Origin of the sequence: Corynebacterium sp. NML 120412 (genome assembly GCF_002285155.1) — a bacterium.
GTDB classification, from domain to species: domain Bacteria; phylum Actinomycetota; class Actinomycetes; order Mycobacteriales; family Mycobacteriaceae; genus Corynebacterium; species Corynebacterium gottingense.
The window spans coordinates 112,510-124,571 of record NZ_NSGL01000002.1; the positions used below are offsets into that span (position 1 = coordinate 112,510).

12 protein-coding genes are annotated in these 12,062 nt (G+C 60.8%); all 12 read left to right on the plus strand.

What is annotated here, in order from left to right:
- The first annotated feature begins 27 nt into the window (after positions 1-27).
- The 12 genes from obgE (at position 28) to holA (ending at position 12,062) form a co-directional block, all read left to right on the plus strand.
- Positions 28-1,569, plus strand: coding sequence for a GTPase ObgE (obgE, locus tag CKJ84_RS07535; RefSeq protein ID WP_095546497.1), 1,542 nt, complete (start codon positions 28-30; stop codon positions 1,567-1,569).
- Positions 1,570-1,575: 6 nt separating this feature from the next.
- The gene (proB, locus tag CKJ84_RS07540) at positions 1,576-2,700 is read left to right on the plus strand and encodes a glutamate 5-kinase (protein WP_095546498.1); all 1,125 of its coding nucleotides are present in this window, start codon (positions 1,576-1,578) and stop codon (positions 2,698-2,700) included.
- A gap of 16 nt (positions 2,701-2,716) precedes the next feature.
- Positions 2,717-3,646 carry a D-isomer specific 2-hydroxyacid dehydrogenase family protein gene (locus CKJ84_RS07545; RefSeq protein ID WP_095546499.1) on the plus strand — a complete coding sequence of 310 codons (930 nt, stop codon included), beginning with the start codon at positions 2,717-2,719 and terminating at the stop codon, positions 3,644-3,646.
- Between the two features lies 1 nt (position 3,647).
- Complete coding sequence (locus tag CKJ84_RS07550; protein WP_095546500.1) at positions 3,648-4,949, plus strand: glutamate-5-semialdehyde dehydrogenase; 1,302 nt, start codon at positions 3,648-3,650, stop codon at positions 4,947-4,949.
- 253 nt (positions 4,950-5,202) lie between these two features.
- Positions 5,203-5,928 (plus strand): cutinase family protein, encoded by a 726-nt coding sequence (locus CKJ84_RS07555; RefSeq protein ID WP_233125583.1) that lies wholly within the window; start codon positions 5,203-5,205, stop codon positions 5,926-5,928.
- A gap of 75 nt (positions 5,929-6,003) precedes the next feature.
- The gene (nadD, locus tag CKJ84_RS07560) at positions 6,004-6,624 is read left to right on the plus strand and encodes a nicotinate-nucleotide adenylyltransferase (protein ID WP_095275454.1); all 621 of its coding nucleotides are present in this window, start codon (positions 6,004-6,006) and stop codon (positions 6,622-6,624) included.
- A gap of 70 nt (positions 6,625-6,694) precedes the next feature.
- Positions 6,695-7,150 carry a ribosome silencing factor gene (rsfS, locus tag CKJ84_RS07565; protein WP_095275455.1) on the plus strand — a complete coding sequence of 152 codons (456 nt, stop codon included), beginning with the start codon at positions 6,695-6,697 and terminating at the stop codon, positions 7,148-7,150.
- An 86-nt stretch (positions 7,151-7,236) separates the two neighbouring features.
- A complete protein-coding gene (locus tag CKJ84_RS07570) occupies positions 7,237-7,878 on the plus strand; it encodes a histidine phosphatase family protein (protein ID WP_095546501.1) in 642 nt (213 codons plus the stop codon).
- On the plus strand, positions 7,875-8,678 hold the full coding sequence (locus tag CKJ84_RS07575; protein ID WP_095546502.1) for a DegV family protein: 804 nt from the start codon (positions 7,875-7,877) through the stop codon (positions 8,676-8,678). Before CKJ84_RS07570 ends, CKJ84_RS07575 begins: the two co-directional genes overlap by 4 nt.
- Before the next feature lie 114 nt (positions 8,679-8,792).
- Positions 8,793-9,467 carry a helix-hairpin-helix domain-containing protein gene (locus tag CKJ84_RS07580; protein ID WP_095546503.1) on the plus strand — a complete coding sequence of 225 codons (675 nt, stop codon included), beginning with the start codon at positions 8,793-8,795 and terminating at the stop codon, positions 9,465-9,467.
- 2 nt (positions 9,468-9,469) lie between these two features.
- The gene (locus CKJ84_RS07585) at positions 9,470-11,125 is read left to right on the plus strand and encodes a ComEC/Rec2 family competence protein (RefSeq protein ID WP_095546504.1); all 1,656 of its coding nucleotides are present in this window, start codon (positions 9,470-9,472) and stop codon (positions 11,123-11,125) included.
- A gap of 1 nt (position 11,126) precedes the next feature.
- Positions 11,127-12,062 carry a DNA polymerase III subunit delta gene (gene holA / locus CKJ84_RS07590; protein ID WP_095546505.1) on the plus strand — a complete coding sequence of 312 codons (936 nt, stop codon included), beginning with the start codon at positions 11,127-11,129 and terminating at the stop codon, positions 12,060-12,062.

The following is a 12,062-nucleotide window of genomic DNA, read 5'->3' on the forward strand; positions in this document are numbered from 1 at the left end:
CGAAATCACGGAAAGGCGGGCGTAACCATGGCGCAGTTTGTTGATCGTGCGGTTCTGCACCTGCAAGCGGGCGACGGCGGGCACGGTTGTGTTTCCGTGCACCGCGAAAAGTTCAAGCCACTCGGTGGGCCGGACGGCGGCAACGGTGGACACGGCGGAGACATTGTCCTCGAGGTGTCGACCCAGGTGCACACGCTGCTCGACTTTCAGTACCGGCCCCACGTGAAGGCTGAACGTGGTGCGAACGGCGAGGGCGATCACCGCAATGGCGCCCGGGGCGAAGACCTCATCCTCCACGTGCCCGTCGGCACTGTCGTACGCAGTGAAGATGGCGAGATACTCGCCGACCTCACCGTTCCGGGGACGAAGTTTATTGCCGCAGAAGGCGGTTTTGGCGGGCTAGGTAATGCAGCACTGGCCACCGCGAAGAGGAAGGCCCCGGGGTTCGCGCTGAAGGGGGAACCTGGTGAAGCGCACGATCTCATCCTTGAGCTGAAGTCTGTCGCAGATGTGGGCTTGGTGGGGTTCCCATCGGCCGGTAAGTCGTCCCTCATTTCGGTACTTTCTGCTGCGAAGCCGAAAATTGCGGACTACCCGTTCACCACACTTGCTCCCAATCTAGGCGTGGTCGACGTCGGCGACGACACGTTTACCATCGCCGACGTGCCGGGGCTTATTCCGGGTGCCAGCGAAGGGAAGGGGCTCGGACTTGATTTCCTTCGCCACATCGAGCGAACCGCCGTCCTCGTTCACGTGGTAGATGTTGCGTCACTTGAGCCTGGGCGCGATCCGATCTCGGATATTGAAGCGCTCGAGGCTGAGCTCGATAGCTACGCTGAGGCACTCGACCACGATTCCGGGCTCGGGGACCTTCGCCAACGGCCAAGGGTCATCGTGCTGAACAAGTTGGACATTCCCGACGCGGCGGAGCTTGCAGAGTTCCTGCTCAGTGACATCAAGGACAAGTTTGAATGGCCGGTGTATTTCGTGTCCACAGTGACTCGCGCGGGGCTCGAAGAGCTGAAGTGGGCGATGTGGGACGTTGTGAAGAAGTCGCGTGACGCGCAGCGTAAAGCCGCTCGAAAGGCTGCCCGTGCTGGTGGCAACACACTGGGCGCGGAGCCGCAGATCATCCGACCACGCGCAGTGGGGAGAAATGGGCGGTCCGGTTCCGGCATCACTGTCGAGCGCGATCCGCTCTACCCCGAGGGCTGGATTGTTACGGGCGAGAAAGCTGAGCGGTGGATCCGGCAAACCGACTTTGAAAACGACGAGGCAGTGGGCTATCTCTCCGACCGTCTGGAAAAGGCTGGTGTTGAGGACGAGCTCCGTCGGATTGGTGCCAAGGAGGGCGATACGGTCACGATCGGTGAAATCTCGTTTGATTGGGAACCGATGCGTGGCGGAGACCCGACACTTGCTGGTCGCGGTGGCGACGCTCGCCTCTACGACACGAATCGCGTCTCCGCGGCAGAACGCAAGCGTGCCTCGCAGGCTCGCCGTGGCCTGATCGATGAGTTTGATTACGGCGACGGTGAAGAAGCCGAGCGGAAGCGCTGGGAGGGCTAGCAACCCATGGTCTCTGAATCCGAGCTGCGTGCACAGATTGCTTCGGCACGTCGGGTCGTGGTGAAGATTGGTTCGAGTTCCTTAGTTAATGAGGATTCAGCAGTCAGCACTGCGAAAATCGACGCGCTCGTGGATGCGTTGCATGCACGTATGAGCACGGGAACTGACATCATCGTCGTCTCGTCTGGTGCTGTTGCCGCCGGGTGCAAGCCGCTGGGACTGCACCAGCGTCCGCGCGATCTGGCGACTAAGCAGGCCGCCTCAGCAGTGGGACAAGTCCATCTTGGCCAGGCTTGGGGGTCGTCCTTTGCACGCTACGGGCGAACCACCGGCCAGGTGCTGCTGACGCAAGCAGACGCAGGGGCACGCGAGCGTGCGCGCAACGCGCAGCGGACCATCGACCGGCTGCGGCAGCTTGGCACCGTACCAATCGTGAACGAGAACGATACGGTCGCCACTACAGAAATGCGATTTGGTGATAACGACAGGCTCTCGGCCATCGTGGCCACGCTGACTTCGTCAGACGCGCTCGTGCTCTTGTCCGACGTCGACGGGTTGTATGACCGAAACCCCTCCGACCCCAATGCGACGTTCATCAGTGAGGTTCGCAGTGGCCGCGACCTCGAGGGAGTCGCTGCGGGCGACGGAGGCGCGTTCGGAACCGGGGGTATGGCGGCCAAAGTGTCGGCGGCACGGCTCGCGGCGCGGGGTGGGGTACCGGTGTTGTTGACGTCGGCAAGCAATATTGACCAGGCGCTCGGTCCCGCCGATTGCGGGACGGTATTCCATACACGACCGGAATCGCAGTTACGGGCGTGGAAGTTCTGGGCGCTCTATGCGGCAGACGCAGAGGGCGTGCTGCGGTTGGACGCCGGCGCGGTTGACGCGGTGACTCGGGGTGGGACGAGTTTGCTCGCGGTGGGTATTACTGATGTCGAGGGCGATTTTCACGCAGGCGACATTGTAGAGATCCTCGGCCCTGACTCCGAGGTCGTTGGGCGCGGTGAAGTTGCATTTGATGCTGCAGAGCTCCATGGGATGTTGGGCAAGCACACTACCGAGCTGGAAGAATCCAAGCGTCGGCCGGTAGTGCATGCGGACTACCTTTCTCAGTACGCGAGCCGCCTGTAGCGATTACTGTGGGGGCATGAAGTTCGCATTTTTGCCCTCACTGTGGAAAGAGTCCGCGGACCACCTGCGCGCAGCTGGTCATGAAATGGTCGATCTTTCGGAGAACCCTGAATTGCTGATCTTCCGCGGCGGACCGTCGGATTTCCCCGCTGAACTGCCGGATAGCGTCAAGGTCGTGCAGATTGGTTATGCGGGTGTTGAGCAGCTGCTTGAAGCTGGAATTCTTGCCCGCCACGCTGAGCGCGGTGTCCGTTTTGCCAACGCAGCTGGAATCTACGATGACACGGTTGCAGAAGCTACACTGGCGCTGCTCCTCGCTGTGCTCCACCGCCACAAGGCAGTGTCTCGCGAGTGGAACCAGGAGCAACTCTTTGGTGAAACTGAGTACCTTTTTGACGCGAAGAAGCTCGCGATCATCGGCGCGGGTGGCATCGGGAAGAAGCTCATCGAATTTGCCGCGCCGTTCGGCGTTGAAATTACCGCGGTGAATCGGTCAGGCCGTCACGTCAGTGGGGCTGAACGCACCGTTGCCATGGGGGATGTCGAAGCGATGGAGGTTGTGTGGTCCGAATCCGACTGTGTCGTTCTCCTGGCGCCACTGACTCCGGAAACTCGGCACTTGGTTGATGCCACGGTGCTGGCGAAGATGCGGAATAACGCGGTGATCGTCAACGTAGGGAGGGGAGCGCTGATTGATACGAAGGCGCTCACAACAGCCCTGCAAGACGGTGCTATTGCGGGTGCCGGATTGGATGTGACGGACCCCGAACCGCTGCCTGCAGACCATCCTCTCTGGGAGATGGATAATGTGGTGATTACGCCCCACACTGCGAACATTCCGCGCTTTATGGCCCGTCGGGTTGGCGCGCTTGCGGCCAGAAACTGGGAGTTGTTTGCCGCGGGCGAATCGATGAGCACTGAAGTCGACGTCGAGGCGGGGTACTAGGATGAGCGGAAACACAACAGCGGCTGGCACTGCCCAATCCGGTTACGAAACGGTGTCCGTGGAGGAGCTTGCGCGTGAAGCGAAGCGGGTCGCGCCGCTGCTTGCGAAAGCATCGACAGCGGTGAAGAACCGCGCTCTCGTTGCTGCCGCGGGTGCTCTGGTGGAGCGAGTGGACGAAATCCTGGCCGCCAACGAGAAGGACATCGAGGCGGCGCGCGCCAACGGTATGTCAGAGGCGATGGTGGACCGCCTGGCACTCAGCCGACAGCGCGTTGCGGCGATGGCTGCCGGCCTGGAGCAGGTGGCGAACCTTAGCGATCCCATCGGCGAGGTGCTCCGAGGTCATACGATGCCTAACGGCATCCGCATGCGACAGGTTCGCGTTCCACTCGGGGTGATGGGCATGGTCTACGAAGCACGGCCCAACGTCACCGTTGACGCATTCGGGTTGGCGTTGAAGTCAGGCAACGCTGCGCTTTTGCGGGGCTCGAAGTCGGCGGTTCATTCCAACTCCGCCTTGGTGAACATTATCCAGGACGCCCTCCACCCGTTCGACCTTCCGCGCGAAGCGGTGCAACTCCTGCCGTGTGAAAGTCACGATTCGGTGCAGGAGCTCATCACCGCGCGCGGTCTGGTGGACGTTGTTATTCCGCGCGGTAGCGCGGCGCTTATCGACGCAGTCGTTCAAAACGCCACTGTTCCGACTATTGAGACCGGTACCGGCAATTGCCACTTTTACATTGACCGTGACGCCCATCTCGATGACGCCATAGCGATGCTCCTCAATGGCAAAACCCGCCGGTGCTCCGTATGTAACGCGACGGAGACAGTGCTTATCGACGCCGCGCTCCCGGACGCAGACAAACTCCGAATCGTCCAATCACTGCAGGAAGCGGGGGTGACGGTGCACGGCGACGTCGGAAAGCTTGGCGCGTTTCAGGCGCAAGGAATTATTGAGGCTACCGAGGCTGATTGGGCTGAGGAATACCTTTCGATGGACATTGCATGCGCCGTAGTTGAGGGCGTCGACGGTGCGATTCAGCACATCGCCGAGTACAGCAGCGGGCACACCGAGGCGATCGCGTCGCTGAACGCGTCGACGCTGCAGCAGTTTGCCGATTCGGTCGATGCTGCGGCAGTCGTGCTGAACGCTTCGACTGCCTTTACTGATGGCTTTGAATACGGAATGGGCGCAGAGATTGGTATATCGACCCAGAAGCTGCACGCGCGCGGACCGATGGCGCTTCCCGAGCTGACCAGCACAAAGTGGATCTTGGAGGGGGATGGTCAGACCCGCCCGTGATCGTAATGAGACATTGACGGCAACTGGCTATATGCTCATTGGCGTGTTAAATTCCCATGCCAATCTCCGCGCTCGCCTCTGCGCGATCGTCATCGCCCTGGTTGCCGCAATTACCGTTGTCGCGAGTCCGCTGAGCCCGACCCCAAAGGCCGAAGCACAGCACCGATGCCCAGCCGTTGCCTTTGTTGCCGCACGCGGGTCCGGACAAAACGACCAGATTTTCCGCACAAGCTACTCCCCGCAGGCGCCGTGGGTGTCGAACGGCTGGGAAGGGCAGACGATCCGTGCCTTCCTCCGCCACGCTGAGGGGCGTTACGCGGCCACGCACGGCGGCAATTCCCTGATGAAGGACGTCGAAGTACTCGGCCTTGAACCTCGTTTCTACCCGGCTGTGTACCCCGAGTATGAGGTCCCCAACGTCATTGCACCGACGACAGCGCTGCAAGCGTTTAGCCTCGCAATGCAATACTCCGTCCCCGTGCTCCGCATGGCGATGCGCGCCGGGAACGAGTTCCTCGACTCTGTGCAGGTTGGTCGCACTGGCGTAATGGCCATGATCAACGGGTACGAAGCCACGACGGGCTGCCACCCGCAGTACATCCTGTCGGGATACTCCCAGGGCGCGATGATCATGCTCGAGCACGAGCGTGAGCTCGCGCGGCGCGGCCAGCTCGCCGGTGTGGTCTACTTTGGCAATCCGAACACCGCTGCCGGTGACCCGTCCACCGTTGGCGTGCCGGGCGGTGGCGCGGGCGGCATTCTCGGATTCCTGCCGTTTAACTCCCGCACGGCCGCTGGCACTGGCAACCGCGTGAACTACTGCCTGCCCCTCGATGGTGTCTGCGACCTTTCCGTGCAAACGCTGCGCGCTTCTCAGGGAAACGGCGGTAATCACGGGCGCTACTTCATCTGGGGCTCCCGGTGGGACAACCAGGTATCGGACTCGTTCGGCAGGTTCGTGGACCAAGTCCGCTACTAGGCCAGTTGCCACGGTCCGGTCAGAAAAGCGGAGTCGTGGCATCATACGAACGACGTCCCGCGTACGCTAAGCAGCATGGACGACGCTTTTGCAGACTCGTTGGATGATGCCGCGCGCATTGGCATCATGGGCGGCACCTTCGACCCCATCCACCACGGGCACCTCGTTGCCGCGAGTGAGGTCGCGGACCGCTTCCAGCTCGACGAGGTGGTGTTTGTGCCCACAGGTAACCCGTGGCAGAAGGCGGGACGCACAATTACTGCCGCTGAAGACAGGTATTTGATGACGGTGATCGCCACAGCGTCAAATCCGCGGTTCTCTGTCTCTCGCGTCGACATTGACCGGGGAGGGCCCACCTACACGATGGACACGCTGCGTGATCTCCGCGAGCAGTTTCCCAACGCGCAGCTGTACTTCATCACGGGAGCGGACGCGCTGAGCTCGATTATGTCGTGGCGCGACTGGGAGCACATGTTTGAGCTCGCGGAATTTGTCGGCGTGACGCGTCCCGGTTACGAGCTCAGCGAGGACATGTTTCCGGAGGAAATTCAGCGGCGCGTGCATCTGATTGAGATTCCAGCAATGGCGATTTCATCGACCGACTGCCGGGAACGGTCAGGACAGGGGAGGCCAGTCTGGTATCTGGTTCCCGACGGCGTCGTGCAATACATCGGGAAGAACCAGCTCTACCAGTAAGTGGCACTTTGCGCGCTCATCGTGGGAGAATGGGGGCGCATTATTGTTATCAGCGAAAAGGAATTGCTTCTTGAGTGCAGCGCAGGTCTCCATCGATCAAGCCACGATTGCCGCAAAGGCGGCCGACGAAAAGCTTGGCACGAACATTGCCGTCCTTGATGTCTCCCAGGTCATGGGCATCACGGACATTTTTGTAGTCGTCTCTGCAAGCAGTGAGCGGCAGGTCGCTTCCATTGTCGATGAGGTCGAGTCTGAGCTCACTGCGGCTGGACTCGAGCCGAAGCGTCGGGAAGGGAACCGTGAGTTCAGGTGGGTGCTGCTTGACTACGGAAACTTTGTGGTGCACGTGCAGCGCGAAGCGGAGCGCGAGTTTTACGGCTTGGACCGGTTGTATGCCGATTGCCCGGCGATCTCGGTTGAGGGCATCGCGCCGTATGAGCGCCCGAGCGACTTCGGAGACGTTCGCGAGGTCGAAACCTTGGAAGACCTGCCGCTTGCCGGTGAGGTCGCGGAGGACGAAGACTAACGCTTGACGACGCCCACCCCGTCAGCAACCAACGTCGTTGATCCCCTTTTCAACGCGCCACATTGATTACGAGCAAAGGAGCGCCGATGCAGCGCCGGCTAATTCTGCTGCGGCACGGGCAAACTACATATAACGCGACCAACAGGATGCAGGGACACCTCAACTCCCCGCTTTCGGAGACCGGTTTGGCGCAGGCGCGGTCGGCTGCGGAATTGGTGGCCAAGCTCGGAGTGTCAAAGATTGTTGCTTCTGATCTCCAGCGTGCGGCAAATACTGCGCAGATCATCGCGGATCAGCTGGGACTCCCCGTGTCGACTGACGCTCGGCTCCGAGAGACCCACCTCGGTGAGTGGCAGGGAAAGTCGCACGCAGAAGTCGATGCGGCCCACCCAGGTGCGCGGGCTCGCTGGCGCAACGATGCCGCGTGGGCGCCACCAGAAGGGGAAAGCCGCGTAGAAGTTGCGCAGCGCGCACGTCCGGTTGTTGAGGAGCTGCTTGCAGAATACGACGCGTGGGATGACTCCGCGGTGCTCCTGGTTGCGCACGGAGGGACGATCTCGGCGCTGACAGCGAACCTGTTGGGACTTGAAGTGTCGCAATACCCATTATTTAAGAGCCTAGGCAATACAAATACAGCGCGCCTGTACGCGATGCCGGCCTACGGTGAGCCCGATGCGGGAATGCAGTGGTATCTCGAAGCCTGGAACCAAGGGCTGGTCGTGCCATGACGGTGCGCGTTGTCGTTGATTCTGCAGCGGGACTCTCGGAGGAGCTTCTGCGAGAGTTGGATATTGCCGTGGTTGATCTCCACGTACTGGATGGGGACGAGGGGGCGTCGACGAGCGGACTCACCGCTATCGAGCTTGCTGCGTGCTACGGCCGCCAACTCGAGCGTGGAGGCGACGACGGCGTCGTCGCCTTGCATCTGTCGAAATCGTTTTCTTCAACGTGGTCCGCGGCTGTCCAGGCGGCGGGAGTCTTTCCTGGCAACGTGCGAGTGGTGGACACAAACGCTGCCGGTATGGCAGTTGGAGCCGCAGCGATGGCGGCGGCAACGATTGCGCGTGAGGGAGCTGATTTGGACGAATGCGAGGAGATGGCGCGGTCCACGATTGAGCGCTCCGAAACGTGGTTGTACTTGAGCCAGCTTGATGACCTTCGTAAGAGCGGGCGGCTTTCAACTGGCACGGCGGTGCTGTCTGCAGCACTGTTGGCCACGAAGCCCATTCTTCGGTTGCACGAGGGAAAATTCGAGCTGGCGGGGAAGACGAGGACGCAGACGAAGGCGTTTGCCAAGCTGGCAGAACTTGTGATGGAGCGCGCTGAGGACCTCCCTGTGTTTGCTGCGATCCAACACGCCGAATGCGAGGACGCTGCTGAGCAGTTGGCGGAAACACTCAGAGAGGTGCTGCCAAACGGGTCACGCGTACTTGTCGCGCCTCTGGTGGATGTGCTTGCAGTTCACACCGGTCGTGGGGCTATTGGACTTTCGGTCGTCTTCTCTTCGCAGGGGCGGCCTGCGGCGTAATTCGCCTGCGTGATCTTCGTCGGTGCCCCCCGGGCCAGATTCACTTACTTGCGATGTTGAACGAATAATGCGTTCCGTCTTCCGATTGGTTCGAATATTGCGTATTATCGCGATATGGAATCTTTAGCAAGAATTAAAGAACTCACTCGTCCAACGGGGGAAGAGGATCTCCTCAACGTAAAATATCCGCCGCCCCGCATCCAGGTGGCTCCAAAATATGCCATCAGCGCGGTGGTGCTCGTATTTCTGGCGGTCGGTGGGTGGGCCATCACCCGCCCACCCTCTCACAGCGAGTCTGTGCCCCAGTGGGAATCGACTGCAACTGAAGCAGAATCCAGTGGCCAAATCGTGGTTTCCGTGATCGGGCAAGTAGAAAACCAGGGGCTCGTCACACTGCAAGACGGAGCCCGAATCGCGGATGCCATCAACGTGGCACGGCCAACCGGTGACGCGGACATCTACCAGCTCAACCAAGCACAGTTGCTCGTCGACGGCCAACAGATCCTTGTGCCAAGCAAAGGCGCGCCGCCGGTTCCTAACGAGCTCGGAGCTGGCGGCGCCCGGTCTGGCGGTGCGCCTCCGGCGGGTGGCGCAGGCGGGCTGGTTTCGCTCAACTTCGCTACAGCAGAAGAGCTGACCAGTCTTTCAGGTGTTGGTGACGCCACAGCGGCGGCGATTGTTGCCCACCGGGAATCAAACGGCCCGTTTGCCAAGCTGGAGGACCTCATGGACGTCAAAGGGATCGGCCAAGCCAAATTTGACGCCCTCAAAGACCAGATCACGCTGTAGCTATGCAGGAACTCCGACTCGCTCCGGCAGCTCTCGTCGTGTGGGGAGCAACCGTCTGCTGCCTGCTCATCGGCCTGCTCCCCGCAGGCTTCTTTGTAGCGGCGACAGCATTGGTGTTTCTCTGTGCGTGGCAAAAGGGGCAGGCGATCCTGGTCGCCGGACTTGGCGCTGCATCCCTTGTTGGTACGTCTCTGCGTATCCGTATTGCAACATCCTTTGCACTGAGCCACGAGGTTGGTCGCAGTGCAGTATTCCCAGCGACAGTGCTTGGACAGCCTAAGCCGTTGAGCTCGGGCGGGTTCCTTACAAACGTGAGCCTTGATGGCTACCCAGCGAAGATTCCAGTCTTCGCACCGGAGCTGGATGACTCTGTCGTTTCAGGCTCAAGCGTAGCGGTATCTGGCCAGGTACGGGAGTCCACGTTTCCTGGGATCGGGACGGTGACAGTAAACGGCGAAGTGGACACTGTTGCTGCGCCGCGCGGTTTTGCCGCGTTTGCGCACCATGTCCGTGCGACATTTGGACAATCTGTGCAGGCAAATGTTGGGGAGGCTGCGGGAGGCCTCATCCCGGGAATGGTACTTGGGGATACGCAATATCAAACCGAGGCGGAGCAACAGGCATACATTGACACGGGGCTAAGCCATTTGTCCGCGGTGTCCGGCGCGAACGTAGCGATTGTGACAACGTTTGCGATCGTCGTCGCATCGCTTGTAGGCCTTGGATTGCGGGGGCGCCTCATTGCCGCGGCGATAGCACTGTCACTCTTTGCCGCGCTGATTGGTCCGGATCCGAGCGTGCTGCGTGCGTCTGTGACCGGACTGGTCGGTGTCGTGGCGGTGGTGGCGTCGTCAAGAGTCGAGCCCATTCACGCGTTGTGTTTGTCCGTGATCGTCTTGATCTTTATCGACCCAGACCTGGCGGTACATTTCGGATTTGCGCTGTCAGTCGCGGCTACTGCCGGGATTGTCGCGCTCAACCCACTGCTTTACCGCGCCCTTGCAGTTACCGGGTGGCCGGACATTGTGGTCCGAGCGCTGGCCGTAGCAATTGCTGCTGACCTTGCCACGATACCAATCATTGCGCTGATGTCGGGACAAGTCTCGCTTGTTTCGGTGGCAGCGAATGTCCTCGTCGCCCCAGTGGTTCCCCTCATCACGGTCCTCGGCTTGATCGCGGTGGTTCTCGCGTTGCTGCCAGGAGGCCTCGAGGTGGTGCTCCTGCAAGCAATGGAACCGTTCGCGTGGTGGGTCCACAAGGTCGCAACATGGGGATCGGAGATGCCTTTTGCACTCATCGACGCCACTCCAGCGTCCGCACTCGTCGCCTACGGATGGATCGTCGCGGGCCTGGTCGCGGGACGCCCGAGACTGACGTTAGCCACAACTGTGTCGTTGATCCTCGTGATGCAGACCCCCTTTGGCGGACATGGTCGCACGCTTGATCCGGGGCAGCTTACTGCACACGTCGTAGAAAGCAAGGAAGACGTCGAACCAATTCCAGGAGGAACCCAGGTTGTGGTGGTGCTTGAATCCGGGCGTCCACACTCGCGGCCCGTGCAAACGGCATCCGGTATCCCGGTGCTGTTTCCCAACCGTGATGGTCCCGTACGACTCTACGCTGATGGCACGCAGGAGCTTCGCGGTTCCGGCCCCTAAGATGGTGGACATGCTCAACCCCGTGCACCTCGTACTCGGTGAAGAGGCGTTTCTTGCGGAGCGAATCACCAACGAGATCATCGACCAGATTGGCCCTGCTGCGGAGGTCTCCACGCTGCGTGCAGGCGACGTCACCGAAGGCGAAATCGCGATGGCAACAAGCCCATCCCTCTTCGCCGAAGAACGTGTCGTGGTGGTGAAAAAGGCAGAAATAGCGGGAAAAGAGCCCACCCAGGTGCTCCTGAACGCATGCATGGATCCTGCCCCGGGCATGACGCTCATCATCGAGCACACCGGCGGTGGGCGCCAAAAGGCGATGGTGAAGAAATTCCAGAAAATCGCTGAGGTACATCCTGCAAATCCGGTTGGCCGTCGGGACCGACCCGCATGGGTTACGTCCGAGTTTCGTCGTCACGGCGTTCGCCCGCATCAAGATGTCGTCGCCGCGCTGCTTGAATCTGTGGGATCTGACTTGCGGGAGCTGGCGTCCGCTGTCAGTCAGCTCGTGGCAGACACAAACGGCGAAGTCACGGTCGAAGCAGTCCGTCAGTATTACACGGGCGTTGCAGAAGTAGCCGGGTTCGATATTGCGGAACTCGCGCTGCAGGGCCGTGCAGACAAAGCGCTGGCGTCAACGCGCCGGGCGTTGCAACTGGGCACGGATCCTGTAGCTATCGCAGCGGCGTTGGCGTATAAGGTCGGCGACCTCGCAAAGCTGCAAGGGGAGCGTGGGGACCCAAATCAGCTTGCCAGGGTTGTCGGTATGCCACCGTATGGGGTGAAGAAGACCATGCAGCTCGCGCGACGGTGGTCTTCTGAGGCAGTGTCGCAGGCCGTGATCATCGTGGCCGACCTGGACGCAGAGGTGAAAGGCAATGGCGGTATTCCCGAGTTTGCGGTGGAGAACGCTGTCCGCCGCCTCGCACAGCTCGCGTGA